The 25,945-nt window shown below is 72.3% G+C and carries 24 protein-coding genes and 3 tRNA genes; 10 read left to right on the top strand and 17 right to left on the bottom strand.

The genetic code is table 11. From position 1 onward, the window contains the following. Positions 1–78: 78 nt before the first annotated feature. The 4 genes from AC07D6_RS15910 to AC07D6_RS15895 all read right to left on the bottom strand — a co-directional run bounded on the left by AC07D6_RS15910 (position 79) and on the right by AC07D6_RS15895 (position 3,249). Positions 79–423: a rhodanese-like domain-containing protein gene (locus AC07D6_RS15910; RefSeq protein ID WP_315877037.1), complete on the bottom strand. Its 345-nt coding sequence runs from the start codon at positions 421–423 to the stop codon at positions 79–81. A gap of 5 nt (positions 424–428) precedes the next feature. Next, complete coding sequence (locus AC07D6_RS15905) at positions 429–1,376, bottom strand: hypothetical protein (RefSeq protein WP_479044796.1); 948 nt, start codon at positions 1,374–1,376, stop codon at positions 429–431. A gap of 34 nt (positions 1,377–1,410) precedes the next feature. Beyond that, entirely contained in the window at positions 1,411–2,928 is a 1,518-nt protein-coding gene (locus AC07D6_RS15900) for a DUF2252 domain-containing protein (RefSeq protein WP_479044794.1), read from the bottom strand. Positions 2,929–3,162: 234 nt separating this feature from the next. Then, positions 3,163–3,249: transfer RNA gene (locus tag AC07D6_RS15895), tRNA-Leu, on the bottom strand. A gap of 527 nt (positions 3,250–3,776) precedes the next feature. Here AC07D6_RS15895 and AC07D6_RS15890 point away from each other — a divergent pair. The 6 genes from AC07D6_RS15890 to pknB all read left to right on the top strand — a co-directional run bounded on the left by AC07D6_RS15890 (position 3,777) and on the right by pknB (position 11,926). After that, the gene (locus AC07D6_RS15890) at positions 3,777–4,649 is read left to right on the top strand and encodes an FhaA domain-containing protein (RefSeq protein WP_479044792.1); all 873 of its coding nucleotides are present in this window, start codon (positions 3,777–3,779) and stop codon (positions 4,647–4,649) included. Positions 4,650–4,659: 10 nt separating this feature from the next. After that, positions 4,660–5,154, top strand: a complete 495-nt coding sequence (locus AC07D6_RS15885; RefSeq protein WP_315877034.1) for an FHA domain-containing protein FhaB/FipA — start codon at positions 4,660–4,662, stop codon at positions 5,152–5,154. 126 nt (positions 5,155–5,280) lie between these two features. After that, on the top strand, positions 5,281–6,777 hold the full coding sequence (locus AC07D6_RS15880; RefSeq protein ID WP_315877033.1) for a Stp1/IreP family PP2C-type Ser/Thr phosphatase: 1,497 nt from the start codon (positions 5,281–5,283) through the stop codon (positions 6,775–6,777). A gap of 28 nt (positions 6,778–6,805) precedes the next feature. After that, positions 6,806–8,248, top strand: coding sequence for an FtsW/RodA/SpoVE family cell cycle protein (locus tag AC07D6_RS15875; protein ID WP_315877032.1), 1,443 nt, complete (start codon positions 6,806–6,808; stop codon positions 8,246–8,248). Next, positions 8,245–9,705, top strand: a complete 1,461-nt coding sequence (locus AC07D6_RS15870) for a peptidoglycan D,D-transpeptidase FtsI family protein (RefSeq protein ID WP_315877031.1) — start codon at positions 8,245–8,247, stop codon at positions 9,703–9,705. The genes AC07D6_RS15875 and AC07D6_RS15870 overlap by 4 nt, the downstream gene beginning before the upstream one ends. A 145-nt stretch (positions 9,706–9,850) precedes the next feature. Next, a complete protein-coding gene (gene pknB / locus AC07D6_RS15865; RefSeq protein WP_479044786.1) occupies positions 9,851–11,926 on the top strand; it encodes a Stk1 family PASTA domain-containing Ser/Thr kinase in 2,076 nt (691 codons plus the stop codon). Positions 11,927–12,099: 173 nt separating this feature from the next. Here the strand turns inward: pknB and AC07D6_RS15860 are convergent, their stop codons facing one another. From AC07D6_RS15860 to AC07D6_RS15840, 5 genes are all read right to left on the bottom strand, one after another. Further along, positions 12,100–12,777: a class E sortase gene (locus AC07D6_RS15860; protein ID WP_315877029.1), complete on the bottom strand. Its 678-nt coding sequence runs from the start codon at positions 12,775–12,777 to the stop codon at positions 12,100–12,102. A 23-nt stretch (positions 12,778–12,800) separates the two neighbouring features. Next, on the bottom strand, positions 12,801–14,249 hold the full coding sequence (locus AC07D6_RS15855) for a class E sortase (protein WP_479044783.1): 1,449 nt from the start codon (positions 14,247–14,249) through the stop codon (positions 12,801–12,803). Then, a complete protein-coding gene (locus AC07D6_RS15850) occupies positions 14,246–14,884 on the bottom strand; it encodes an aminodeoxychorismate/anthranilate synthase component II (RefSeq protein ID WP_315877027.1) in 639 nt (212 codons plus the stop codon). Before AC07D6_RS15850 ends, AC07D6_RS15855 begins: the two co-directional genes overlap by 4 nt. Next, positions 14,881–15,042, bottom strand: coding sequence for a hypothetical protein (locus tag AC07D6_RS15845; protein WP_315877026.1), 162 nt, complete (start codon positions 15,040–15,042; stop codon positions 14,881–14,883). Before AC07D6_RS15845 ends, AC07D6_RS15850 begins: the two co-directional genes overlap by 4 nt. A 91-nt stretch (positions 15,043–15,133) precedes the next feature. Then, complete coding sequence (locus tag AC07D6_RS15840; protein ID WP_315877025.1) at positions 15,134–15,901, bottom strand: DUF881 domain-containing protein; 768 nt, start codon at positions 15,899–15,901, stop codon at positions 15,134–15,136. A gap of 144 nt (positions 15,902–16,045) precedes the next feature. On the opposite strand from AC07D6_RS15840, the gene crgA reads away from it, so the two are divergent. Continuing rightward, positions 16,046–16,303 (top strand): cell division protein CrgA, encoded by a 258-nt coding sequence (crgA, locus tag AC07D6_RS15835; protein ID WP_023587669.1) that lies wholly within the window; start codon positions 16,046–16,048, stop codon positions 16,301–16,303. Positions 16,304–16,567: 264 nt separating this feature from the next. Here crgA and AC07D6_RS15830 read toward each other — a convergent pair whose 3' ends face one another. Together AC07D6_RS15830 and AC07D6_RS15825 are read right to left on the bottom strand one after the other, a co-directional pair. After that, a complete protein-coding gene (locus tag AC07D6_RS15830) occupies positions 16,568–17,446 on the bottom strand; it encodes a rhomboid family intramembrane serine protease (protein WP_479044779.1) in 879 nt (292 codons plus the stop codon). Positions 17,447–17,555: 109 nt separating this feature from the next. Further along, complete coding sequence (locus AC07D6_RS15825; protein ID WP_315877023.1) at positions 17,556–18,083, bottom strand: peptidylprolyl isomerase; 528 nt, start codon at positions 18,081–18,083, stop codon at positions 17,556–17,558. Between the two features lie 193 nt (positions 18,084–18,276). On the opposite strand from AC07D6_RS15825, the gene AC07D6_RS15820 reads away from it, so the two are divergent. Further along, a complete protein-coding gene (locus AC07D6_RS15820; RefSeq protein ID WP_479044775.1) occupies positions 18,277–18,978 on the top strand; it encodes a DUF5324 family protein in 702 nt (233 codons plus the stop codon). Between the two features lie 260 nt (positions 18,979–19,238). On the opposite strand, the gene AC07D6_RS15815 is transcribed toward AC07D6_RS15820, so the two are convergent. From AC07D6_RS15815 to AC07D6_RS15805, 3 genes are all read right to left on the bottom strand, one after another. After that, positions 19,239–19,643: a DUF6344 domain-containing protein gene (locus AC07D6_RS15815; protein WP_479044773.1), complete on the bottom strand. Its 405-nt coding sequence runs from the start codon at positions 19,641–19,643 to the stop codon at positions 19,239–19,241. 176 nt (positions 19,644–19,819) lie between these two features. After that, positions 19,820–21,184 (bottom strand): glycoside hydrolase family 26 protein, encoded by a 1,365-nt coding sequence (locus tag AC07D6_RS15810; protein WP_479044771.1) that lies wholly within the window; start codon positions 21,182–21,184, stop codon positions 19,820–19,822. Between the two features lie 332 nt (positions 21,185–21,516). Beyond that, positions 21,517–21,589, bottom strand: a tRNA-Ala gene (locus tag AC07D6_RS15805). Between the two features lie 149 nt (positions 21,590–21,738). Here AC07D6_RS15805 and AC07D6_RS15800 point away from each other — a divergent pair. Both AC07D6_RS15800 and AC07D6_RS15795 read left to right on the top strand, forming a co-directional pair. Then, on the top strand, positions 21,739–22,287 hold the full coding sequence (locus AC07D6_RS15800) for a helix-turn-helix transcriptional regulator (protein ID WP_315877019.1): 549 nt from the start codon (positions 21,739–21,741) through the stop codon (positions 22,285–22,287). Between the two features lie 102 nt (positions 22,288–22,389). Then, positions 22,390–23,766 (top strand): serine/threonine-protein kinase, encoded by a 1,377-nt coding sequence (locus AC07D6_RS15795; protein ID WP_479044768.1) that lies wholly within the window; start codon positions 22,390–22,392, stop codon positions 23,764–23,766. Position 23,767: 1 nt separating this feature from the next. On the opposite strand, the gene AC07D6_RS15790 is transcribed toward AC07D6_RS15795, so the two are convergent. From AC07D6_RS15790 to AC07D6_RS15780, 3 genes are all read right to left on the bottom strand, one after another. After that, the gene (locus AC07D6_RS15790) at positions 23,768–25,177 is read right to left on the bottom strand and encodes a hypothetical protein (RefSeq protein ID WP_479044765.1); all 1,410 of its coding nucleotides are present in this window, start codon (positions 25,175–25,177) and stop codon (positions 23,768–23,770) included. Positions 25,178–25,512: 335 nt separating this feature from the next. Beyond that, on the bottom strand, positions 25,513–25,641 hold the full coding sequence (locus tag AC07D6_RS15785) for a DLW-39 family protein (protein ID WP_010467770.1): 129 nt from the start codon (positions 25,639–25,641) through the stop codon (positions 25,513–25,515). A gap of 186 nt (positions 25,642–25,827) precedes the next feature. Beyond that, positions 25,828–25,901: transfer RNA gene (locus AC07D6_RS15780), tRNA-Ile, on the bottom strand. Positions 25,902–25,945 lie beyond the last annotated feature (44 nt).

Below are 25,945 nucleotides of genomic sequence, written 5' to 3'. Positions count from 1 at the left end.
CGCTCGGCTCCCCGCCGCCGTTCGAAACCTCGCGGCCACCCGGCCCCTCGCCGTTGCCCGGCCCCTCGCAGCCGGCGGTTACGCGACGGCCGCGGGACCGCCGTGCTCGCTCACCATCGGGCGTCCGGCGCTCTCCCAGGCGAGCATGCCGCCGTCGACGTTCACCGCGTCGATCCCCTGCTGCACCAGGTACTGCGTGACCTGCGCGGACCGGCCGCCGACCCGGCACATCACATAGGCGCGCCGCCCGTCGGCCACCGCCTCCGTCACCTCGCCGAAGCGGGCGACGAACTCGCTCATCGGCACGTGCAGGGCTCCCTCGACGTGCCCGGCGGCCCACTCGTCGTCCTCCCTCACGTCGAGGACCAGGGCGTCACCCGGCACGGACGCGGCGTCCACGACGGGCAGCGGTGCGAAGTTCATGGGGGTCATTCCTTTTCTTCGGGCAGGTACGGGGAGGTCGTCAGCGCCGCGAGCTCGGCCTCGCGCTCGGAGACCTGGGCCAGCAACTGTTCGGCGACCTCGTCGAGGAGCCGGTCGGGGTCGTCGGGCGCCATCCGCAGCATCGCACCGATCGCGCTCTCCTCCAGCTCGCGCGCGACGACCGTCAGCAGTTCCTTGCGCTGCGCCAGCCAGTCCAGACGGGCGTACAGCTCCTCGCTCTCGCTGACCGGCGGCTCGGCGGGTGCCGGCCCCGCCTCCCACTCGCCGGCGAGCTGCCGCAGCAGCGCCTCGTCACCGCGGGCGTACGCGGTGTTGACGCGCGTGATGAACTCGTCGCGCCGTTTGCGCTCCGCCTCCTCGGCGGCCAGGTCGGGATGCGCCTTGCGGACGAGGTCCCGGTAGAGCTTGCGCGCCTCGTCGCTGGGACGCACCCGCCGGGGCGCCTGCACGGGCTGTTCGTTCAGCATCGCGGCGGCCTCCGGGGACAGGCCCTCGGAGTCGATCCAGCTGTGGAAGAGTTCGTCGACTCCAGGCATCGGCATCACCACGGCCCGGGCCTCCTGCGCCTTGCGCAGGTCCTCCGGATCGCCGGTGCGCGCCGCCCGCGCCTCCGCGATCAGCGCGTCCAGCTCGTCGAGGCGCGCGTACATCGGACCGAGCCGCTGGTGGTGCAGCCGGGAGAAGTTCTCCACCTCGATCCGGAAGCTCTCCACCGCGATCTCGAACTCGATCAGCGCCTGCTCCGCCGCCCGCACGGCACGGGCGAGCCGCGCCTCCGGAGCCTCCTGCGGCCCGGCGGCCTCGGCGGCACCGGGCGCGGCGGTACCGGCCTCCGTGGGCGGGGGGCCCTGCTGCTCGGGCTTCCGGTGCCGCTCGGCGGCAGCGGCCTCCTCCACGGGGGCGCCGGTCAGGTCGTCGCTCGGGGTCGTCACCTGTCCAGACTACGGGCGACCGGCGCCCAACCCGTCATACGCCCAGCTCGGCGGCGACACGTCCGGCCCGGACGGCCGTGACCAGGTCGGCGTGGTCGGCCTCGGTGCGGTCCGCGTACGCCACGGCGAAGGCGGCGAAGGCCGTGTCCAGCTCGTCGTTCTTGCCGCAGTACGCCGCTACGATCCGCGGGTCGGCGCTGTGGGCGTGCGCCCTCGCCAACAGGGCGCCGGTCATCCGCCCGTAGTCGTCGATCTGGTCGGCCGCCAGCGCCGCCGGGTCGACGCTGCCCTTCCGGTTGCGGAACTGCCGGACCTGGTACGGCCGCCCCTCGACGGTCGTCCAGCCGAGCAGGCTGTCGCTGACGACCTGCATCCGCTTCTGTCCCAGCACGACCCGGCGCCCCTCGTGCCCGGCCGCCCCGGCCTCGAACCCGGCCTCGGGCAGGTACGGCACCAGCGCCGAGGGCCTGGCCTCCTTCACCTGGAGCACCAGCGGCTCCCCCCGGTGGTCCAGGAGCAGCACCACGTACGACCGGGTGCCCACGCTGCCCGTGCCGACGACGCGGAACGCCACGTCCTGGATCGCGTACCGGGCGAGCAGCGGCAGCCGGTCCGGCGGCAGCGTCTCCAGGTACGATCCCAGGGCGGAGGCGACCGCGGCGGCCTCGGCGTCCGGCACGCGCGACAGCACCGGCGGGGCGTCCACGAACCGCCGCGAGCCGTCCTCGCAGATCTCCGTCGCCTTCGCGGCGAACCGGGCGCTCGTGTTCCCGCGCGCCTTCTCCGACACCCGCTCCAGCGTGCCGAGCAGGTCCCGCGCGTCCGTGTACGAGACGAGTTCCTCGTCGGCGATGGCGTTCCACGCGTCCAGCACCGGCATCCGCGCCAGCAGCCGCATGGTCCGCCGGTAGGCGCCCACCGCGTCGTACGCGGCCGCCCGGCACACGTCCTCGTCGGCTCCGGCCTCCCGACCGGCCAGCACCAGGGACGTCGCGAGCCGCTTGACGTCCCACTCCCAGGGGCCGACCACGGTCTCGTCGAAGTCGTTCAGGTCGATGACCAGCCGGCCGCTCGCGTCGCCGTACAGGCCGAAGTTCGCCGCGTGCGCGTCGCCGCATATCTGCGCGCCCACGCCCGTCACCGGTGTGCCCGCGAGGTCGTGCGCCATCAGCCCGGCCGCACCGCGCAGGAACGCGAAGGGCGTCGCCGCCATGCGCCCGACCCGTATCGGTGCCAGTGCGGGCACCCGGTCGCGGCTCGACTCCTCGACCGCGCGCACCGCGTCGGGACGTCCGGCACGCAGCACCAGCGTGCCGTGCGCGGCGCGCGGCACCCGCCCGCGCAGGGCCTTGCCGTACGCCTTGGGCCCTTCGGCCCCGCCCGGTCCGTGCGTCCCGGCGGGGTGCCGCGCGAATCCCGGCACGACCGGGATCCGCTCCGCGTCGCCGCCCGCGTCCGCCGCGCCCGCGCCAATCGGCCCCGCGCCCGCGCCGGCCGCGCCCGCGCCGCCACCCGTCCGCTGCGCGGGCACCACGGCCCGGTTCTCGTCCATACGCCCCCCATTCACGTGAAACAGACCGAACGTGCGACGACCGTACCCCCCTGCCCCCCACCCGTCTCCCCCTGTGGACAACCCGCACACACCCCCGGCGCCCGCCGCCGCGCCCCGGCCTGCCACTGCTCACGAGACGGCGGTTCACCGCGCCGCCGCTCCCGCCACGGCGGACCGCCCAACGAGAAAGGGCCCCCACCCGGACCTTCGTCCTGGTGGAGACCCTGTCTCCTGTGGTGCGCGAGGGGGGAGTTGAACCCCCACGCCCTTGCGGGCACTGGAACCTGAATCCAGCGCGTCTGCCTATTCCGCCACCCGCGCATCGTCACCTCGGGCCCCACCTTGTTCGGTGCGACCGCCTGGCGACATCTGAAGATTAGCACGTCGCACGGGGTGGATTCACATCCGTTGTTTCGGGGGCCCGGCGGGCAAACAAGGAAGAGGGGGAGACGGCGGCACGGGCGGAAGCAGGCACACGCGGAAGCGGGCACACGCGGGACCGCGCGGAAGCGGGTACACGTTCCGTCCACCCGCCCGACCGCACACCACGCGCAGCACACACGTCGCACAGACCGCACACGCCACGCACTCCCTGGAGACGTACATATGGACACCCCGCCACGGGACGACGGGAATGGACCGGCACGGAACGGAACGCCCCGCCCCCCGCTCATCCCGGCCGGGCCCCGGGTGCGGGACACTGTCCACAGGCCGCCTCTACGATCCGTACGGGAGATGTGAGAGGTGACACTCGTCCACAGGGCAGAGAAGGGGAACCAGCCGATTTCCCGACGCGTGGATACGATCAGTAAGCAGTACCAGGACGGCAACGACGGAGGAGGTGCCCCATGGGAGTCCTGAAGCGGTTCGAGCAGCGTCTCGAAGGCCTGGTCAACGGCACCTTCGCCAAGGTCTTCAAGTCCGAGGTCCAGCCCGTCGAGATCGCCGGGGCCCTCCAGCGCGAGTGCGACAACAACGCGACGATCTGGAACCGTGAGCGGACGGTCGTCCCCAACGACTTCATCGTCGAGCTGAGCGCGCCGGACTACGAGCGTCTCAGCCCGTACTCGGGCCAGCTCGGCGACGAGCTCGCCGGCCTCGTCAGGGACTACGCCAAGCAGCAGCGGTACACGTTCATGGGCCCCATCAAGGTCCACCTGGAGAAGGCCGACGACCTCGACACCGGCCTGTACCGGGTCCGCAGCCGCACCCTGGCGTCCAGCTCCTCGCAGTCGGCGCAGCCCGTCGACGGCGCGCACCCGGCCGGCCCGCCGCACGGCCAGGGCGGTCGCCCCGGCGGTTACGGCTACCCGTCGACCGGCGCGCCGCCGATGCCCGCCGCCCCGCCGCCGGGCGCCGGCGCCCCCGGCGGCGCGCACCGCCCCGGTCCCGCCGCGCACCGCCCGCCGGGCGCCTCCGGTCACGTGCCGGGCGCCGGCCAGGTGCGCCGCTGGATCGAGATCAACGGCACGCGCCACCAGATCTCCCGCCCCACCCTCGTGCTGGGCCGCAGCACCGACGCCGACGTACGGATCGACGACCCCGGCGTGTCCCGCCGCCACTGCGAGATCCGGACCGGAACGCCCTCGACGATCCAGGATCTCGGGTCCACCAACGGCATCGTGGTCGACGGGCAGCACACCACCCGCGCTACGCTCCGCGACGGCTCGCGGATCGTCGTGGGCAGTACCACCATCGTTTACCGGCAAGCCGAAGGGTGAAGCGGGGGCAATGTCAGAGCTGACCCTCACGGTCATGCGGTTGGGTTTCCTCGCCGTACTGTGGCTGTTCGTCATCGTGGCCGTCCAGGTCATCCGCAGCGACCTGTTCGGGACGCGGGTCACGCAGCGCGGTTCGCGCCGCGAGGGCGCGCGTCCGCAGCAGGGCGGCCGCCAGGGCGCGGCACCGCCGCAGCAGCGGCAGCGCCGCGGCGCCCCGACCAAGCTGGTCGTGTCCGAGGGCACGCTGGCCGGCACGACGGTCGCGCTCCAGGGCCAGACCATCACGCTGGGCCGGGCCCACGACTCCACGATCGTGTTGGACGACGACTACGCCTCCAGTCGGCATGCCAGGATCTACCCGGACCGTGACGGCCAGTGGATCGTCGAGGATCTCGGGTCCACGAACGGCACCTACCTCGACCGGACCCGACTCACCACACCGACCCCGATTCCGCTGGGCGCGCCGATCCGCATCGGCAAGACCGTCATCGAGCTGCGGAAGTAGTACGACAATGAGCGAGCGGAGCGAGCGAGCCGCAGCGGTCCCAGGGGACCGGAAGGGGCTCCCGACCGGAGGGTGGGCAGTGTGGCTCGAGACCGGCTGTACCCCGAGCCGACGGGTGAGGTGCGCATGAGTCTGTCACTGCGTTTCGCCGCCGGGTCGCACAAGGGCATGATCCGCGAGGGCAACGAGGACTCGGGCTACGCCGGACCCCGCCTGCTCGCGATCGCCGACGGCATGGGCGGCCAAGCCGCCGGCGAGGTCGCCTCCTCCGAAGTGATCTCCACGCTCGTCACCCTCGACGACGACGTCCCCGGCTCGGACATCCTCACCTCCCTCGGCACCGCGGTCCAGCGCGCCAACGACCAGTTGCGCATGATGGTCGAGGAGGACCCCCAGCTCGAAGGCATGGGGACCACCCTGACCGCCCTGCTGTGGACCGGCCAGCGGCTCGGCCTCGTCCACGTCGGCGACTCGCGCGCGTACCTCCTCCGCGACGGCGTCCTCACGCAGATCACCCAGGACCACACCTGGGTCCAGCGCCTCGTCGACGAGGGCCGGATCACCGAGGAAGAGGCCACCACCCACCCGCAGCGCTCCCTCCTGATGCGCGCGCTGGGCAGCGGCGACCACGTCGAGCCGGACCTGTCGATCCGCGAGGTCCGCGCCGGCGACCGGTACCTGATCTGCTCCGACGGCCTGTCGGGCGTCGTCTCCCACCAGACGATGGAGGAGACGCTCGCCGGCTACCAGGGCCCGCAGGAGACCGTCCAGGAGCTCATCCAGCTCGCCCTGCGCGGCGGCGGCCCCGACAACATCACCGTGATCGTCGCGGACGTCCTCGACGTGGACGGCGGCGACACCCTCGCCGGCCGGCTCAGCGACTCCCCGGTCGTCGTCGGCGCGGTCGCCGAGAACCAGCCGCAGCTCAACGACGGCGGCGCCATGCAGACCCCGGCGGGCCGCGCGTCCGGCCTCGGCCGGTCCGGGCAACCGCCGGCGGGCGGCTTCGGCCCGCCCGGCAGCGGCGACGGCATCGGCTACGGCGGCATGCCCCCCGAGGGCGGCGGCTACGGCGCGTACGGCGACGCCGACCTCAGCAAGCCGCGCCCCGGCCGCAAGTGGGCCAAGCGGATCTTCTTCGCGCTGCTGGTGGTCGCGCTCGTCGGCGGCGGTGCGTACGGCGGCTACCGCTGGACGCAGACGCAGTACTACGTCGGTGCGAACGACGGCCACGTCGCGCTGTACCGCGGCATCAGCCAGGACCTGGCGTGGCTGTCGCTGTCGAAGGTGGAGAAGGACCACCCCGACATCGAACTCAAGTACCTCCCCGCCTACCAGCAGAAGCAGGTCGAGGAGACGATCGCCGGCAGCAGCCTGGCGAAGGCCGAGGCCAAGATCAAGGAGCTGGGGGCCCAGGCGACCGCCTGCAGGAAGCAGGAGCAGGCCCGCGCGGCCGGCACGGCCCGCGCCACGACGCCTCCCAGCGAGGAGCAGGCCGGCGGCACCACGGGCTCCGCCGGCACCACCAAGCCCAAGCCCACGCCCACCACAGCCGTCCCCTCCCCGGGCCCCACCCTCACGGAGGACGAGAAGAGGCTGGCCTCGAACTGCGGCAAGCAGTAAGCACCCGTAGGGGGGCCTTTTCACCACCATGAGCGCTGTCACCAACACGACCACCATCGGCGCGATCGACGCGCCGAGCCGCCGCAACACCGAGCTGATGCTGCTCGGCTTCGCCGTCGCGATCCCGGTCTTCGCGTACCTGAACGTGGGCCTCGCCCTCGACGGCGAGGTCCCCGCGGGCATGCTGGGCTACGGCCTGGGCCTGGGTCTCCTCGCGGGCATCGCGCACCTGCTGGTGCGCCGCTTCGCCAAGTACGCCGACCCGCTGCTGCTGCCGCTGGCGACGCTGCTGAACGGCCTGGGCCTGGTGCTGATCTGGCGCCTCGACCAGTCGCCGCGGCTGATCGCCGACTCGATCCGGGCGTACGGCAGCCACAGCGGGGACGCCCCGAAGCAGCTGATGTACTCGGCGATCGGCGTGGCGCTGTTCCTGCTGGTACTCGTGTTCCTCAAGGACCACCGGGTGCTCCAGCGCTACACGTACATCTCCATGGTCGTGGCGATCGTCCTGCTGCTGCTACCGCTCGTCCCCGGGCTCGGCACGGACAGCTTCGGCGCCAAGATCTGGATCAGGATCGGTCCGTTCTCCATCCAGCCCGGTGAGTTCGCCAAGATCGTCCTGGCGGTCTTCTTCGCCGGGTACCTGATGGTGAAGCGCGACGCGCTCGCCCTGGCCAGCCGTCGCTTCATGGGCCTCTACCTGCCCCGCGGCCGGGACCTCGGCCCGATCCTCACCATCTGGGCGCTCAGCCTGGCCATCCTGGTCTTCGAGAACGACCTCGGCACGTCGCTGCTGTTCTTCGGCATGTTCGTCGTCCTGCTGTACGTGGCGACCGAGCGGACCAGTTGGATCGTCATGGGCCTGCTGATGGCCGTGGGCGGCGCGGTGGCGGTCGGCTCGTTCGCGACGCACGTCCAGTCCCGTGTGGCCGCCTGGCTCGACCCCTTCGAGTGCCTGAAGACGGCCCCCCCGGACACGAACATGGCCTGGGCCTGCGACCAGATGACCCAGGTCCTCATGTCGTTCGGCTCCGGCGGCACCATCGGCACCGGGCTCGGCCAGGGCAACTCCGACCTGATCAAGTTCGCCGTCAACTCCGACTTCATCTTCGCCACCGTCGGCGAGGAGCTGGGTCTGGCCGGTGCCATGGCCTTCATCCTCCTGTACGGCCTGATCGTCGAGCGCGGCCTGCGCACCGCCCTCGCGGCCCGCGACCCCTTCGGCAAGCTCCTCGCGACCGGCCTCTCCGGCGCCTTCGCCCTCCAGGTCTTCGTCGTCGCCGGCGGTGTGATGGGCCTCATCCCGCTGACCGGCATGACGATGCCGTTCCTCGCGTACGGCGGCTCGTCCGTGATCGCCAACTGGGCGCTGATCGCGATCCTCCTCCGCATCAGCGACACCGCGCGCCGCCCCGCGCCCGCCCCCGCCCCCAGTCCCGACGCCGAGATGACCCAGGTGGTCCGACCGTGAACAAGCCCCTGCGCCATATCGCGATCTTCTGCGGCCTCCTGGTGCTCGCGCTGCTCCTGCGGGACAACTGGCTCCAGTTCGTCCGCGCCGACGAGCTGAACTCGCACGAGCGCAACAGGCGGGTGACGATCGAGCGGTACGCCTCGGTCCGCGGCGACATCATCGTCGACGGCAAGCCGATCACCGGTTCCGTCGACTCGAAGGACCCGCTCTACCAGTACAAGCGCACCTACATCGACGGCCCCATGTGGGCCCCGGTCACCGGGTACGCCTCGCAGGCGTACGGCTCGAACCAGCTGGAGAAGCTGAACGACTCGATCCTGACCGGCAACGACGACCGGCTGTTCTTCGACCGCACGCTCTCGATGTTCACGGGCGAGCAGAAGAAGGGCGGCAACGTCGTCACGACCCTCAGCGGCGCCGCGCAGAAGGCCGCCTACGAGGGCCTCGGCAAGAAGAAGGGCGCCGTCGCGGCGATCGACCCGCAGACGGGCAAGATCCTCGCGCTGGCCTCCACCCCGTCGTACGACCCGGGCTCCTTCGCCGGCTACCAGGCCGCCGACGAGAAGGCGTGGGTGGCGCTGGAGAAGGACAAGGACAAGCCGAAGCTGAACCGCGCGCTGCGCGAGATCTACCCGCCCGGCTCGACGTTCAAGGTCCTCACGGCCGCCGCCGCGATCGAGAACGGCAAGGTCAAGGACATCAACGCGCCGACGGACACGCCGGAGCCGTACTACCTGCCGCTGTCCACGGTGCCGATGAAGAACCACGCGAGCGGCTGTGAGAACGCCACCCTGAACTACGCGATGGAGGTGTCCTGCAACTCCGTCTTCGCGAAGCTCGGCGACGAGGTCGGCCGCGACAAGATGGCCGAGATGGCGGAGAAGTTCGGCTTCAACAACCCGGAGATCGACACCCCGGTCCGCGCGGCCGCCTCCGTCTACGACCGGAAGATGGACCGCGGCGGCAACGCCCTGTCGTCCATCGGCCAGTTCAACACGGCGACGACGCCGCTCCAGATGGCCATGGTCACCGCCGCGATCGCCAATGACGGCAAGCTGATGAAGCCGTACATGGTCGACCACCTCGTGGCTCCGAACCTCGACGTGATCGAGAAGAACGAGCCCGAGGAGATGAGCCGCCCGATGTCCCCGGAGACCGCTCAGCTCGTCCAGCAGATGATGGAGAACGTCGTCGAGAACGGCACGGGCGGCAAGGCCGCCATCCGCGGCGTCACGGTCGGTGGCAAGACCGGTACGGCGCAGCACGGCGAGAAGAACAAGGCACGCCCGTACGCCTGGTTCATCTCCTACGCGAAGACGGACAGCGGCTCTCCGGTCGCCGTCGCCGTGGTCGTGGAGGACTCCGACGCGACCCGCGACGACATCAGCGGCGGCGGCCTGGCCGCGCCGATCGCGCGCGACGTGATGAAGGCGGTACTCGACAGCCGGAGGTGACGGCGATGCCTGTGTACCGGTCCCGTATCAGCTTCCGGTACCGGACGGATCGGCTCCCCGTGGCCGGTAGCCTTTGCGCGAACAGCACACCGCCGGACCACACAGACGGTTGCGGCCGGGACTGACGGAGAGGGCTGGAACAGTTATGGATGAGCCGCGTCGCCTCGGCGGCCGGTACGAGCTGGGCTCGGTGCTCGGCCGTGGTGGCATGGCCGAGGTCTACCTCGCCCACGACACCCGGCTCGGCCGCACCGTCGCCGTGAAGACGCTGCGGGCCGACCTGGCCCGCGACCCGTCCTTCCAAGCCCGGTTCCGCCGTGAGGCCCAGTCGGCCGCCTCGCTCAACCATCCGGCGATCGTCGCCGTGTACGACACCGGCGAGGACTACGTCGACGGCGTGTCCATCCCGTACATCGTGATGGAGTACGTCGACGGGTCCACCCTGCGTGAGCTGCTCCACTCCGGGCGCAAGCTGCTGCCCGAGCGCACGCTGGAGATGACGGTCGGCATCCTCCAGGCCCTGGAGTACTCGCACCGCGCGGGCATCGTCCACCGCGACATCAAGCCGGCGAACGTCATGCTGACGCGCACGGGCCAGGTCAAGGTCATGGACTTCGGCATCGCCCGCGCGATGGGTGACGCCGGCATGACCATGACGCAGACGGCCGCCGTGATCGGCACCGCCCAGTACCTCTCCCCCGAGCAGGCGAAGGGCGAGACCGTCGACGCCCGCTCCGACCTGTACTCCACCGGCTGCCTGCTGTACGAGCTGCTGACCGTCCGCCCGCCGTTCGTCGGCGACTCCCCGGTCGCGGTCGCCTACCAGCACGTGCGGGAGGAGCCGCAGCCGCCGAGCGTCTTCGACCCGGAGATCACGCCGGAGATGGACGCCATCGTCCTGAAGGCGCTCGTCAAGGACCCGGACTACCGCTACCAGTCGGCCGACGAGATGCGCGCCGACATCGAGGCGTGCCTGGACGGCCAGCCGGTCGCCGCGACGGCCGCGATGGGCGCCATGGGCGCACCCGGCGGCTACGGCTATCCGCACCCGGACCAGCAGACCGCGGCCATGCACTCGGCGGACCCGGGCGCGCAGACGTCGATGCTGCCGCCGATGAACCCGGACGACGGCGGATACGGGTACGACGACCGGGGCGCCGGGCGCCGCCGCCAGCCGCAGAAGAAGTCGAACCTCTCGACGATCCTGCTGGTCCTCGCGGGCGTCCTCGTGCTCGTCGGCGCCATCCTCATCGGGAAGACGGTCTTCAGCGACGACGGCGCGCGCCAGGTGACCGTCCCGAACCTCGTCGGGAAGACGTACGCGGACGCCGAGAAGACGGCCGTCAGTTCCGGCGTCAAGGTGACCAACGCGGGCGGGGAGCAGTGCGACCAGCCCAAGGGCGCGGTCTGTCGCCAGGACCCCGTCGCGGACGGCACCGCGCAGATGGACGAGAACGGCACCATCAGCGTCTGGGTGTCGGCGGGCGCGGAGAAGGTCAAGGTGCCCACCGTCCTGGAGCAGTCCGAGGACCTGGCGACGACCACCCTCAAGAGTGAGGGCTTCACCGTCAAGGTGGAGACGCGGGAGTCGGAGAAGCCCGAGGGCACCGTCATCGAGCAGAACCCCGAGGGCGGCACGGAGCAGGAGAAGGGCACCGAGGTCACGATCACCATCGCCGTGAAGGGGAAGGTGCCCGTACCGAGGGTCATCGACAGCCAGTTCGACAACGCGAAGGCACAGCTGGAGACGTTGAAGTTCCGGGTGCTGCGGGAGGACGTGGACTCGGACAAGCCGGCGGGCCAGGTCGTCGACCAGAACCCGCAGGCGGACGAGCAGGTCTCCGAGGGCACCACGGTCACCCTGAAGGTGTCGAAGGGGCCGCAGCAGCAGCAGGTCGAGGTGCCCCGCGTCACCGGCATGCTGCTGGGTCAGGCGAAGCAGGTCCTCGCGCAGCGGGGCCTCCAGCTGGCCGTCTCCGAAGGCCCGGACAACGACGCGGTGTTCGTCGTCGACCAGGACCCCAAGCCGGGCAAGAAGGTCGACCCCGGCACGTCGGTCACCGTGAAGACCCAGGGCCTGGGCGGCAACGGCGGGAACGGCGACAACGGCAACGGGAACGGCAACGGCGGGAACGGCGGCGACCAGGGCGGTGACGGCGACGGCGACAACGCCGGCTGGTTCGGCGGCGTGACCGGCGCGGCCTTCCGCTCCGAGCCGTAGACGAGCCGTAGCGAAGGCGCGGCCACCACAGGACACGGCGGAGGCCCGGCACCGAGGGGTGCCGGGCCTCCGCCGTGTCCGGCGCGGGCGGCCGGGCCTTCGCCGAGGCGCCGCCGGGGTGTGGCCCGGGTGTTGCCGGGGTGCCGCGGCGGCTCCGCGCCGCCGCGACGGGTTCAACGCAGCTCGGCCGGCTTGGTCCGCTCGTGGTCGACCTTCTCCGTACGGACCAGCTCGCCCCAGACGATGTACCGGAAGTCGGAGGTCAGGATCGGTGTGCAGGTCGTGAGCGTGATGTACCGGCCCGGCTTGGTCCTGCCGGACTCCTTCGGGACGGGCTGGAGCACGTCCACGTTGAACCGGGAGGTCTTCGGCAGGGTCTCGTAGACCTTGTAGACGTACCAGGTGTCCTTCGTCTCGAAGACGATCGGGTCGCCGGTCTTCAGCTTGTGGATGTTGTGGAACTTGGCGCCGTGCCCGTCGCGGTGCGCGGCCAGCGTGAAGTTGCCGGTCTTGTCCTGCGGGAGGGCCGACTTGACGGGATCGGTGTAGTACCCGGCGACGCCGTGGTTGAGGACGTCCGGGCTGGTGCCCTCCTTGACCAGGACCTCGTCGCCGCCCATCGCCGGGACGTGGAGGAAGCCGAGGCCGCCCCGGGTGTCGAGGGCGCCGGGGCTCGTGTCGGTCCAGCTGTCGCGCACGGCGTCGCCCTGCTTGTCCGCCTCGCGGTCCGCCAGCACGTTCGTCCACCACAGCGAGTAGACGACGAACAGTCCCATCAGCACGCCTGCGGTGATCAGCAGTTCGCCGAAGACACTGATGACGCCGGCGATCCGGCTGCGCGCACGTGCCACAACATCTGTCCCGTCTTGAGGTGTCAGCCGGCGAGCGCGTCCGGTACGCCCTTGCTGCGCGGCCGTTCTTCGACCATCTTGCCCCACACGATCATGCGGTAGGTACTGGTGAACTCCGGGGTGCACGTGGTCAGCGTGATGTACCGGCCCGGACCGGTGAACCCCGAACCCTCGGGGACGGGCTTGAGCACCGAGACGTTCGACGGCGGGGTCTGCGGCAGGATGCTGGCCATCTCGTAGATGTAGTACGCCTCGCGGGTCTCGACGACGATGGGGTCGCCGGGGCGCAGCCGGTTGATGTAGCGGAACGGCTCGCCGTGGGTGTTGCGGTGCCCGGCGACCGCGAAGTTGCCCTCCTTGTCGGACGGCATGGCGGTCTTGAGGGCGCCCTCGGCGTAGTGGCCGGCCATGCCCTTGTCGAGGACCTTCTCCTTGTCGATGCCCTCGGCGACGGGCACGACGACGTCGAGCTTGGGGATGTGGAGTATCGCGAAGCCCTCGCCGGCCTCGAAGACGCCCGGCTCCCTGTCGGAGTCGCCCTTCGCCCAGTTCTGCGCGATCCGGTCCTTCGCCTTGTCGACCTCCAGACCGGCCTGGACGTTCGTCCACCACAGCTGGTACGCGACGAAGAGCAGCATGACCACGCCGAAGGTGATGAAGACCTCCCCCATGACGCGGCTGGCGATCACGCCGAAGCCGTCCTTCGCGGCGCGGGCGGCGCGGCGGGCCTCGACCCGGGACAGGGGCGCGCCGGTCGGGGCGGCCGTCGGGGGCGGGGACCCGGGGGCGCGGCGGCGACCGCCGCGGCCCTTCGCGGCGCGGCGCCTCTCGGCCCGGCCCCCGGTCCGCGGTTCCCCGGCGCCTCGCGGCGCGGGGACGGCCATCGGGTCGGCGGCCACGTCACCGGCCGTGTCACCGGCCGGTCCGGGGGTCCGGCGCGCGGCCGGGCCGGTGACGGGGAGCACCGCCGTCGCGTCCGCGTCGGCCCCGGCGGGCACCCCGCCCGCCGCCCCGCGCGGGGCGTAGGACCGCTCGTAAGGGCCCGGCTCGTCGTACCCCTGCGGGCGCGCGTACGCCTGGGAGGTGCCGTACGGCTGGGGAGCCTGGTGCGGCGGTACGGCGTCGAAGGGCGGTCGGGGCTCGGCGTACTGCTGGGGCACCGCGTAGGGGTCCTGCGGGCCGCCCCGGGCGTACGGGGCCTGCGGGCCGCCCTGGGCGCCGTACGCCCCGTGCCCTGCGTACGCCTCGGGCGCCGCGTACGCCTCGTACGGCGGCTCGTACGTCCCGGCCGGTCCCGGCGTCCCGGGAGGTCCGCCGGGCGGCGCGTACGGCTGCTGTTGCCACTCCTGGGGCTCCGGTACGGATCCGGGCACCGGCTCCTCCTGCCGCGGGGGCTGGTTCGTGGCCCGGAACCAGGGCGACCCCTCCGGGCCGCTCCCGGTCGCGTCGTGCTCCGGGCGCACGGGGGTCACGCGACGGCCTTGCCCACCACCGGCGCGAGGCCCACGGAGCGGCCGACCGCACCGGTGTCGCCGCACCGCTCCAGCCAGTTGGCGAGCATCAGGTGGCCGTGCTCGGTGAGCACCGACTCGGGGTGGAACTGCACGCCCTCCACGGCGTGCTCACGGTGCCGCAGCCCCATGATGATCCCGTCCTCGGTGCGCGCCGTGACCTCCAGGACGTCCGGCAGGGTGGCCGGTTCGGCGGCCAGCGAGTGGTACCGGGTCGCGGTGAACGGCGACGGCACCCCGGCGAAGACCCCCTGCCCCCCGTGGACGACGAGGGACGTCTTGCCGTGCAGCAGCTCGGGCGCGCGGTCGACGACACCGCCGTACGCCACGGCCATCGACTGCATGCCGAGGCAGACGCCGAAGACGGGGACGCCCGTCGCGGCGCAGTGCCGGACCATGTCCACGCAGACGCCGGCCTCCTCGGGCGTGCCGGGGCCGGGCGAGAGGAGGACGCCGTCGAAGCCGTCCTGGGCGTGGCCCAGCTCGACCGCGTCGTTGCGGACCACCTCGCACTCGGCACCGAGCTGGTAGAGGTACTGGACGAGGTTGAAGACGAAGCTGTCGTAGTTGTCGACGACGAGGATGCGTGCGCTCACTGACCGTCCACCGTCACATCGTTGAACGGAAGCAGAGGCTCCGCCCAGGGGAACACGTATTGGAAGAGCAGGAAGACGGCCCCGAGGACGAGCACGAGCGAGATCAGCCCCCGCACCCATGCGTTGCCCGGGAGATGCCGCCAGATCCAGCCGTACATGACGCCTGCCGTCCCTTCCGTCGATACCGCACCAGAGTACGGGGCGATCCCCTCCCGATGGGCCCCCTGTGGAAAACGCGGGCGCTCCGTGCTAAGCGGCCGGTCGCGCGTACCGCAGGTCCACCGTGCCCGCGTAGCCGGGCAGGGTCATCGCCCCGTGCTCCTCGACCTTCCAGCCCAAGCCGTACGCCTTCACGTAGAGCTGGTAGTTCTGGACCGCGGGGGAGGCGGCGAGGGCCTCGCGCAGCCTGCCCGTGTCGCCGACGGCCGTGACCTTGTAGGGCGGGGAGTAGACGCGGCCCTGGAGGATCAGGGTGTTGCCGACGCAGCGCACGGCGCTGGTGGAGATCAGCCGCTGGTCCATGACCCGGATGCCGCGCGCGCCGCCCTGCCAGAGGGCGTTGACGACGGCCTGGAGGTCCTGCTGGTGGATGACCAGGTCGTTGGCGTGCGGCTCGGGGTAGCCGGGGGCCGCCCTGGCGTCCGGCGGGGCGTCGTCGAGCGTGACCGTGAGGCCGTCGCCGGCGACCTCCGTGGTGCCCGCGGCCTTCTCCAGGGCGCCGAGCCGCGCGTCCTCGGCGCCGTTGGAGCCGTCGTCGCGGCGGGCCAGTCCGTCGACCTCGTCGCGTACGGCCGCCGTGGACTCCTCCAGCTCGGCGTTCTTGTCGCTGCGCTCCCGGACGAGGTCGGAGAGCCTCAACAGGGAGTCGTCCGTGCGGATGTTGGTGCCCTTGGCGGTGTGGAAGCTGGTGACGAAGATCAGGCCCGCGAGCGCGAAGACGGCAGCGGTCAGCAGCCGTACCGGCCGCCACCTACCGCGCCGGGCCGGCTCCGCGGGGGAGTCGGCGGAATTGCTCAACGTACCCTTATCTCCTTAGGCGTCGCGGAAGCACTACGCTAACGGACGCCTGGGCGAGGAGGCGGGCCACCTCGCTCTCAGCCCGTACCAGCAAAAGTCACCGTTTCCGCGCGGTCACGCAGCGCATCGACAGGAGAGTTCCTCGTGCCGAAGTCACGTATCCGCAAGAAGGCCGACTTCACGCCGCCCCCCGCCGCGAAGCAGGCGACCGCCATCAAGCTGACCAACCGCAGCTGGGTCGCTCCGGTCATGCTGGCGCTGTTCGCGATCGGGCTGGCCTGGATCGTGGTCTTCTTCGTCACCGACGGCACTCTCCCCATGGAGTCGCTGAGGAACTGGAACGTCGCCGTCGGCTTCGGCTTCATCGCCGCCGGCTTCGCCGTCTCGACGCAGTGGAAATAGCGGAGTAGCGGAAGGCCCTTCGCGCCGTCACACACCCGTCCGGGTTATCCACAAGGTTGTGCACAGCCGTGGAAAAGTTCAGACGATCTGTGGATAACTCACATGATGTTGATGGCGTCGTGACCGCTCTCCCCTCCACAAGCCTTCACCCCGACCCCTCGCCGCACTGGAAACACCCAGGTCAGCGACGAGGGGCACAGGTGTTCCCGACGCCGTGCAGCAGCGTCGTCACCGGCTGTGGACAACTCTGGGGAAAGCTTTTGCTCAGACGAGCGCGGTCGTCCTCATGACGGCCATCACCACCGTCGCGGCCAGCACCAGCGCGCAGGCCCCCCACTGCAGCAGCGGGCGCTTCCCGCGCGGGCCGCTCACCATGCCGTACGCGATGACCGCCCCGGCGACCAGGCCGCCCAGGTGCGCCTCCCAGGCGATGACCTCCCGGAAGACGACCGTGATCAGCACGTTCAGCACGATCAGGCCCAGCACCGGCCGCAGGTCGTACCGGAGCCGGCGGAACAGCACGAACGTCGCGCCCATCAGTCCGAAGACCGCCCCGGACGCCCCCAGGGAGGGCTGGTTCGGCGCCACGATCGCATAGGTGAGCGCGCTGCCCGCGAGCCCGGAGAGCAGGTACAGCGCGAGGTAGCGGACCCGGCCGAGAGCCGCCTCCAGCGGCCCGCCCAGCACCCACAGGCCGATCATGTTGAAGCCGACGTGCCACACCTCCTGGTGCAGGAACACCGCCGTCAGCAGCCGGTACCACTCCCCGTCGGCCACCCCGACCACCCGGAACAGCTCCGGGTCGAAGGCGAGCCCGATCAGCACCAGTTCGTCGACGAGGCCCGAGAAGAACAGGCCGCCCAGGAACACCAGCAGGTTGATCCCGATCAGGACCTTGGTGACCAACTGCCGGTCGCCGCCGGCGATGGCTCCGCCCGCGATGTTCCGCGGTCGGGCGGCGTCCGGCCCGTGGCCCGTGCCCGATCCGTTCCGCACGCACTCGGGGCACTGGAAGCCGACCGACGCCCCGACCATGCAGTCCGGGCAGATCGGCCGCTCGCAGCGCGTGCAGCGGACGCCGGTCTCCACCCCGGGGTGGCGGTAGCAGCTCGACAACCCGTTCGGCGCCTGACCCTGCTCCATGGGGATCCCCTCGTCGTCGTGCGCGTACCAACGCCCCGCCCATCCTTACGGACGGGCGGGGCGGAAAGGTTCCCGGGGGAACCGGGGCGACCGCGGGTCGCCCGGGGCGTCAGCGCGTCTCGACCACGACGGACTCGATGACCACGTCCTGGACCGGACGGTCCGTGCGCGGGTTCGTCCGCGTGCCGGCGATGGCGTCGACGACCTTCTTGCTCGCCTCGTCGGTGACCTCACCGAAGATCGTGTGCTTGCCGGTCAGCCAGGTGGTCGGCGAGACGGTGATGAAGAACTGCGAGCCGTTGGTGCCCGGGCCGGCGTTGGCCATGGCCAGCAGGTACGGCTTGGTGAACGCCAGGTCCGGGTGGAACTCGTCCTTGAACTCGTACCCCGGGCCGCCCGTGCCGTTGCCCAGCGGGTCGCCGCCCTGGATCATGAAGCCGCTGATGACGCGGTGGAAGACCGTGCCGTCGTACAGCGGGGCGGTGGTCTTCTGGCCCGTCGCCGGATTCGTCCACTCGCGCTCACCCTTGGCGAGCTCGACGAAGTTCCGGACCGTGACCGGCGCGTGGTCCGGGAAGAGCCGGACCTCGATGTCGCCGTGGTTCGTCTTCAGGGTGGCGTAAAGCTGCTCGGCCACGATGTGCCTTCCTTAGGTCTTCTCTTACGCGTCCGATCCTCGCACGGAAGCCGCGGCGGGGGACAAAAGCCGGGAGGGTCGCACGGGAATGCCCCGGATGCCCGCACCGCATGCCGACCGCGATCCACCGGGGCATGATTTCCAAAACGGCGGAAAGGTGAGGTATCGAACCGCCACCGAGGAGGAGGATCCCGTGACCCGCATGGACAGCGTGCGCGCCGCCACCGATTCGGCCAAGGAGAGCGTGCTGCACGCCGCGGACGTGGTGGCGCCCTACGCCGGCGCGGCCAGGGAACAGGCCGCGCATTACGCGCGCGAAGCACGCGTCAGGATGGCGCCGAAGGTCTCCAAGGCCACCCAGCAGGCCCGTGTCCAGTACGGCGTGTACGTCGCGCCGCACGTACCGCCGAAGCTCGACGCGGCCGCGCACCGCGCCGCGCACCACACCCGCAGGGCCGCACGTCAGGCCGCCTACTACACCGCGCCCCGGCTGGAGCTGGCGAGGGCCGCGGCGGGTCCCGTACGGGAGGAGGCCGTGTCCCGTTCGACCGCCGCCCTCGCCGCGCTGCGCGGCCAGGTGACGGCGGAGGAGGTCAGGAAGCTGGTCCGCCGGCACGAGCGCCGCGCCCGCACCAGGCGGACGGTGCGGGGGATCGCGGTCCTGGGCGTGGTCTTCGGCGGTGCCGTGGCCGTGTGGAAGTGGTGGGACAACCAGGCCAACCCGGACTGGCTGGTCGAGCCCCCCACGGAGGTCTCCGAGGGCGCCACGCTCACGTCGGTCGACGGCAGCGAGCCCGCCACGGCGAGGGCGGAGGCCGGCACCGAGATGATCGAGGACGGCACGGTCGAGGCGATCGAGAGGGAGAAGCCGGAGGACGGCGACGAGCTCCGTTGACCCCGGCGGACGAGGGACGGCGGTCGGCGCGTCCGGTCGTCGGTCGACGTACGGCCGGTCGGCGCGCGGTCAGACGGCGTATGGTCGGTCGTCGGTCGGCGTACGGCCGGTCGGTGATCGGTGCGGCCGGTCGTCGGTCGGCGCGCGGTCAGACGGCGTACGGTCGGTCGTCGGTCGGCGCGCGGTCGGTCGTCAGTCGACACGGCCGGTCGTCGGTCGGCACGCGGTCGGTCCGTGACCGTCCCGCCGCCGGTTGCCGGCTAGCGCGCGGCGGTCGCGCCCGCGGGGACGGCCGCCTCGGCCTCCGCGTCGGTGCCCCCGCCGTCGGCCCGGTGGTCCGCCGCCAGGGCGCCGACGGTGGTCAGACGCCGCACGGCGGGGGAGGTGCCGTGCGCCTCGGCGTGGATCCGCTGCTTGATCGTGGGTGGCAGGGCCCGCCCGCGCGGCGCCCGTCGTCCTCGTCCGGCACCGATCCCGGGTGCCGCTGCGGTCCGCTGCGGCGGCAGGGCCACGGCACCGGTGCGGGCCGTACGGGCGGCGGCGGTTTCGGCGCCGGCACCGGGGCGCCGGTGCGTGACGGGCGCCGCGGGCCTGAAGGAGGCGAGGAGCCCGCAGAAGAAGGAGACGATCGCGGTCCAGAACTGCTTGACCTTGCCGGCGGCCATGGCCCCTCGCTTTCCCGACGTGTTGCGGATTGGTCGATCTACATACCTTTCTCATGATGTGTACGCATCTCGGGATCCGGGGGAGCGACGCCGTCCGCACGCGGATCTTCCGATGAACACCACCCGTACGGACCAGCCCGGCTTGCGCTTCCGCCTGCCGGGCCCCATGGCGCCGGTCAGTGGGCGTGGATCGAGCCCCAGGCGAAGTTCTGCCCGAACCCGGTGCCCGAACCTCCCGTGTACACCTGGTCGGTGGCGTAGTACGTCGCCTTCACGTCCGCGTTCGTGTTGATCCCCGTCTTGGTCAGCGCGGAGCCCCAGGTGCTCCAGATCACCCACGGGCTGCGGGTCAGCGCGTTCGAACCGCCCGCCGTGATCGGCACGTTGAACGTCTCCGCGAGCATCCGCGGCTTCGCGTAGCCGGCCAGCCCCGTGTAGCACGTGTGCGTGAGGTCCGAGGCGGCCGGCGCGTAGTCGTCGACGCCGACGACGTCGACGAGGTCGGCCCCGGGGTAGTAGTCCCACGGCACGTCGTCCCCCTGCGGCTTCCAGGCGTTGGGCGACCAGACGAAGACCAGGTTGTGCAGGCCCTTCGTCTTCACCAGGTAGTCGTACGTGATGCGCCACAGCTTCTTGTAGGAGGCCGGCGTCTTCCCTCCCCACCAGAACCAGCGGCCGTTCATCTCGTGGTACGGCCGGAGCAGCACGGGAACGTCCCACGCGGCGAAGTACGAGAGCGCCGCCGCGAGGAAGCGCAGGTCCGCGAGGAGCGCCCGGTACTCGGGGGTGTCCGACTCCCAGTCGACCACGCGGTCGAACCACGCCTGGTCGGTGGTGAGCGTGGCCACCGGATGGGAGGCGTTCCCGCCCGGGTGCTCCCCCTCGACCTGGGCGAGGACCCGGCTCCAGGACTTCGTCGGGGAGCCCGGGTACGGCTGGTGGAAGCTCATGCCCACGATCCCGGAGGCCGCGCCGCCGTTGGCGAGGGCCGCGGCGGTGCCGTCGGCCCGGACCATGGTGCCGTCCGGGTTGTACGTGCCGTCCGCCGCGCGCGGCAGCCCCTTCCACACGCCGAAGGCGAGGTCGACGGCGTCGTCCGCGTACTGCCACTGCCGCTGCCCCGTCGGCAGCCCCAGCGGCCGGTGGTAGGAGCGGTCCCCGTACGTCCCCCAGCCGGTCGCGCCGTACCCGGGTCCGAGGTCGATCTCGATGAAGCCGGACAGCTTGCCCGTGATGTCCCGGGCCTTCTTGTAGTAGTAGCCGGAGAACGTCGTGCCGCCCGTGTCCCCGTAGCTCGCGTTGTACAGCTCCTGCTGGGTCTCGATGTGCTGCCCGATGATCGTCATCGGGCGGTTCCCGGAGCGCGCGGCGTTCTCCAGCGACACCAGGTGGCGGTAGACCGCCCGCGCGTTCGCCGACGCCGCCGGGTCCCGGCCCGTCAGCGTGGGCGCGATGAGCGGGGCGGCGGCCCGCGCCACTCCCGGTACGGCGGACGCGGCGGCTGCGGCGCCGAGGGCGGTGACGAACGTACGCCTGCGCAAGGCTCGACCTCCGAGGAAGGGAGTGGATCTTCCCCAGGCTATGGCCGGGCCGACTTCCGGGACAGGGCTGTGGTCTCCGTGGGGTCCGCGGCGGGCGGCGGTGGCGGGTCGCGGACGGGCCCGCCGCCGGACCGGCGCTCCCTCCGGGGCCGTCGCTCCCGGGACCCCCCGCCCGCGCCGGACGGGGCACGAGCCCTCTCCCCCCGCGCGGATTCGCTCCTGTGTGTACGCAATGCCGAGCACGCCGACCGGGCCCCGCGCGGTGCGCGCGTCCACTCGCACAAAGAGGCCCCCCGGCCGCGTTTCCGCAGGCCGGAGGGCCTCTTGTCCTGTGGAGCCTAGGGGAGTCGAACCCCTGACATCTGCCATGCAAAGACAGCGCTCTACCAACTGAGCTAAGGCCCCGGAGACCGCCGGGCCCCGGCGGTCGCAGACCAGGGTACCGGGTGGCGGGGGGTGCACCGCAAAAGGATAAGGACTCCCCGTCGGCAACCGCCCTCCGTAAGATGCTCCGCGAGGTTCGCAGCAGCGAACCGAAGCGATGGGGAGACGCAATGGATGCTGCACAGCAGGAAGCGACCGCCAGAGCCAGAGAGCTCCAGCGCAACTGGTACGGGGAACCGCTGGGGGCGCTTTTCCGCCGGCTGATCGACGACCTCGGCCTCAACCAGGCCCGCCTCGCCGCCATACTGGGGCTCTCCGCCCCCATGCTGTCGCAGCTGATGAGCGGTCAGCGCGCGAAGATCGGCAACCCGGCCGTCGTTCAGCGCGTCCAGGCCCTCCAGGAACTCGCCGGCCAGGTCGCCGACGGCAGCGTCAGCGCCGTCGAGGCGACGGACCGGATGGAGGAGATCAAGAAGTCGCAGGGCGGTTCGGTGCTGACGGCGTCCGGCCAGGCCACCGCCGGCTCGGGCGCGCCCACGGTGCGCCGCGTCGTCCGGGAGATCCAGTCGCTGCTGCGCTCGGTCGCGGCGGCCGGCGACATCATCGACGCCGCCGACTCGCTCGCCCCCACCCACCCCGAACTGGCAGAGTTCCTCCGGGTGTACGGCGCCGGCCGCACCGCGGACGCGGTCGCGCACTACGAGTCGCACCAGAGCTGACGGCGGCGGACAGGGCGAGGGCGGCGACGGCACGGCGGCAGCGGCGGACCGCCGCGGCGGCGGACGGCGGCGCGGCCACGGGACGGGGAGCGGTACAGCGCGATGGGCGAGGTCTTCGCGGGGCGGTACGAGCTGGTCGACCCGGTCGGGCGGGGCGGCGTGGGAGCCGTCTGGCGCGCCTGGGACCGGCGCCGCCGCCGGTACGTGGCGGCGAAGGTGCTCCAGCAGGGCGACGCGCACACGCTGCTGCGCTTCGTGCGCGAGCAGGCCCTGCGCATCGACCACCCCCACGTCCTCGCCCCGGCGAGCTGGGCCGCCGACGACGACAAGGTCCTGTTCACCATGGACCTCGTCGGCGGCGGCTCCCTGGCGCACGTGATCGGGGACTACGGCCCGCTGCCGACGCGGTTCGTCTGCACCCTGCTCGACCAGTTGCTGTCCGGCCTGGCAGCCGTGCACGCCGAGGGGGTCGTGCACCGCGACATCAAGCCGGCGAACATCCTGCTGGAGGCCACCGGCACGGGACGGCCCCACCTTCGGCTGTCCGACTTCGGCATCTCCATGCGCAAGGGCGAACCGCGCCTGACCGAGACCGACTACGTGGTCGGCACGCCCGGCTACTTCGCACCCGAGCAGCTCATGGGCGCCGAACCGGACTTCCCGGCCGACCTGTTCGCGGTCGGCCTGGTCGCCCTGTACCTGCTCCAGGGCCGGAAGCCGGACTCCCAGGCGCTCGTGGCGCACTTCCGGGCGCACGGCACACCGGGCGCCCCCGCTGGTGTCCCCGAGCCGCTGTGGCAGGTCCTGGCGTGGCTGCTCCAGCCCGACCCGCAGGCCCGGTTCCGTACGGCGAACGGGGCCCGCAAGGCGCTGGCGTCCGCGGTGGAGCTGCTGCCCGACCCGACCGGTGAGGAGGAGCCGGTGGAGGTCTTCGACCAGCTCGGCCCGCTGCCGCCCGGGTACGGCCCGGACGGCCCCGCGCCCGTACCGGCGCCCGCGCCCCCGGACGTACCGGCGCAGGGACCGCCGTCACCGTCCGAGACGGGCAGCTTCCACCTGGCCCCGCCGCCCCAGCGGTCCCTCCAGCTCTACCAGCCCTACCAGCCCCATCAGCACCGCCCCGTCACGCCTCCGCCCACCGCGCCGCCCCAGCCGTACGGCCCGCACCCCGCAGCACCCCAGCCGTACGGCCCACCCCCTGCGGCGCCGCACCCCGCAGCACCGCACCCGACCTCGGCCGTGCCCCAGCACCCCGCCCCGACCCCGACTCCGGCCGCGCCCCACCACCCCGCCCCGGGCGCACCGGAACCGGCACCTGCCCCGGCCGGGCGCGCGCCCGCCTCCGCGGCCGTCACGGCGCCCGCCCCCGTACCGGCTCCGCGCCGGCGGCCGGGCCCTCCGCGCGCGGTGGCGGTCCCGGTCGTGCTCCTGGCCCTGGTCTGCTACGCCGTCGGCATCTGGGCGCTCACCCGGATCTGAGCTACCGGCCCCGCGGCGGCCCGTGGCGCGTCGGCGCGTCCGGCGACGGCAGCGCGGGCCCGCCCGGCGGGCCCGCCGGGCCCGCAGCGGGTGCCGTGTCCGCGCGCCGCCGCGCCAGCACGGCCCACCCCCCGAGGGCGAGCAGCAGCACCGTCCCGGTGCCGAACCCGCCCGTCGCGACGAGCCGCATCGTGCCGGTGTCCCCCGTCCGCGGGCCGCTCTCCCCGTCGGCCGCCGCCCGCCGGTCGTCCCCGGTGACGGTGAAGATCCCGGCCGGACCGGCGTACGGCGGCGCCGCCCCGGCCTCGCCCTCGACGTTGACGCGCAGGGTCAGCCCGTACGGCTTCTGGCCGAACTCCTCCCCGACCTCCGGGTGGAGGCTGACGCGCAGGTAGTACCAGCCCGCGAAGCGGAGGCCGCTGATCCTCGTGTCGGAGCTGAAACGGTTCTCGTACGCCACCGGCGGCAGCGGGTTGAGGGCCGTCGACTTCTGCCTGCCGTCGTACGACAGGGAGTCCTCGCTGTCGACGAGGCCGAGCGCCGGGTTGTACAGCGACACGGGCAGCGCGCTGCCCACGAAGCCGTCGCCGGCCGAACTGCCCAGGTCCGCGCTGACGAAGAGCTGCTGGCCCCAGTCGACGGGGACGCGGTAGAAGCGGCTCTCGCCGGGCTCGACGCGGTCGGTCCACTCGCCCTCGGTGAGGCCGGGCGCGTCAAAGAAGCCGGAGCCGCCGGCCCGCTCGCGGGGCCCGTCCGCGGGCGGCTCGGGCGAGGCGCTGGGCCATTTCCCGGGCGCCGCGGTCGGGCCGGACTCCTTCAGTCGGGGCTCCAGGACGTACCGGAGCTCCAGTTCCCAGGGCTCCCCCGACGACGTCTCCCTGCCGTCGCGCTCGACGACGGCGTAGTACGGCCCGGCCTCCTGGCACAGCGACCGGCCGGGGCCGAGCGTGCGGTCGGCGTACGCGGCGATCGGCCGGGCGAACTCGGCGGAGCCGAACCGCGTGGTGGCCGTACCGCAGACGGAGCCGTCCCGGTCCTGGAGGGAGACCTTCAGCCCGTCCTGGAACGAGAGCTCGGCGCCCGGCGGCGGTACGGCGACGACGGAGACGTACGCGTGGCTGACGGCGTCCAGGTCGACGCGGTAGACCAGCTCGCCGTCCCGGGGGAGGGCGTCCCTGTGGACGGTGCCGGCGGCCAGCCGGGGCGCGTCGCTCGTGGTCGAGGAGCCCTTGACCGTCCGGGCGTCCTCGGCGAAGGCGTACGGGGCGGGCTCACCGGCCGCGGGCTCACCGTCCGCCAGGGCCGGAGGCGCGGACAGGCCGCAGGCGAGGACGGCCGCTCCGACCGCCGCCACGCCGCCCCGCACGATCCGGACCCACGCCATCGCGCCGTCCCGCACGATCCGGGCCATCGCCCCGCTGCGGCCCCTCTTCGCGCGCGTAGCCCCCGACCCGCGCCCCACCGCTCCCACGGCCCCCGCGCCGCGGCTCCAGCCCCGCCCGTTCACGCGCTTCCCCCCGTCGTCTCCCGGCCGCACCATCCTGCCCGGCGGGCCCCGCCGCTGTCCGTGGATCCGCTTGCGGACCGGCCCCCGGCCGGCGCCCGGACGGGGAACCGGCCGCGCTCCCCGCCCGCCCACCGCGGATTCGCGCCGGCGAACTCAGCGGCGGGGTCGCCACGGTCCCACAACGGAGAAGGGCCCCGGCCGCATTCTCAGCGGCGGGGCCCTTCACGCATGTGACGCGCTCACGAACCTGCGGGCACGGAGTCGGTCGCCTCCGTCCACAGATCCTGCTCGGCGCGATCCGCCTGGATCTGGCGGTACACGAGGAGCCCGCCGATGGCGGCCAGTGCGACCAGGAGAAGCTTCTTCACCGCGCGACCTCGTCTTTCGTTGACGTAGGGGACCTTATGGCGCCCGACTATACACACCAACCGATATCAATCGGTGACCTAGCTCCGGACGACAGTACGACACCGTCCCGACGCGTCAGGGGGACGTCCGCAGGAATCCGGATAACGCCGAAGGCCCCGGTCTCTCAACCGGGGCCTTCGATTCTGTGGGGCTAACAGGATTTGAACCTGTGGCCTCATCCTTATCAGGGATGCGCTCTAACCAACTGAGCTATAGCCCCTCCGCGCTGCGCGCTGACCTCTGAAGATTAGCGCACAGGGCGGC

It is taken from the genome of Streptomyces sp. NPDC045287, assembly GCF_056432325.1.
This window is presented reverse-complemented; position numbering and strand designations above follow the sequence as displayed.

Excerpts from the sequence above, each read along its gene's own strand:
- AC07D6_RS15910 (WP_315877037.1), bottom strand. The coding sequence starts at position 423 with ATGAACTTCGCACCGCTGCCCGTCGTGGACGCCGCGTCCGTGCCGGGT.
- AC07D6_RS15790 (WP_479044765.1), bottom strand. The coding sequence starts at position 25,177 with ATGGCCCGGATCGTGCGGGACGGCGCGATGGCGTGGGTCCGGATCGTG.
- AC07D6_RS15795 (WP_479044768.1), top strand. The coding sequence starts at position 22,390 with ATGGGCGAGGTCTTCGCGGGGCGGTACGAGCTGGTCGACCCGGTCGGG.
- AC07D6_RS15900 (WP_479044794.1), bottom strand. The coding sequence starts at position 2,928 with ATGGACGAGAACCGGGCCGTGGTGCCCGCGCAGCGGACGGGTGGCGGC.
- AC07D6_RS15815 (WP_479044773.1), bottom strand. The coding sequence starts at position 19,643 with ATGGCCGCCGGCAAGGTCAAGCAGTTCTGGACCGCGATCGTCTCCTTC.
- AC07D6_RS15800 (WP_315877019.1), top strand. The coding sequence starts at position 21,739 with ATGGATGCTGCACAGCAGGAAGCGACCGCCAGAGCCAGAGAGCTCCAG.
- AC07D6_RS15890 (WP_479044792.1), top strand. The coding sequence starts at position 3,777 with ATGGGAGTCCTGAAGCGGTTCGAGCAGCGTCTCGAAGGCCTGGTCAAC.
- AC07D6_RS15875 (WP_315877032.1), top strand. The coding sequence starts at position 6,806 with ATGAGCGCTGTCACCAACACGACCACCATCGGCGCGATCGACGCGCCG.
- AC07D6_RS15830 (WP_479044779.1), bottom strand. The coding sequence starts at position 17,446 with ATGGAGCAGGGTCAGGCGCCGAACGGGTTGTCGAGCTGCTACCGCCAC.
- AC07D6_RS15880 (WP_315877033.1), top strand. The coding sequence starts at position 5,281 with ATGAGTCTGTCACTGCGTTTCGCCGCCGGGTCGCACAAGGGCATGATC.
- AC07D6_RS15885 (WP_315877034.1), top strand. The coding sequence starts at position 4,660 with ATGTCAGAGCTGACCCTCACGGTCATGCGGTTGGGTTTCCTCGCCGTA.
- pknB (WP_479044786.1), top strand. The coding sequence starts at position 9,851 with ATGGATGAGCCGCGTCGCCTCGGCGGCCGGTACGAGCTGGGCTCGGTG.
- AC07D6_RS15845 (WP_315877026.1), bottom strand. The coding sequence starts at position 15,042 with ATGTACGGCTGGATCTGGCGGCATCTCCCGGGCAACGCATGGGTGCGG.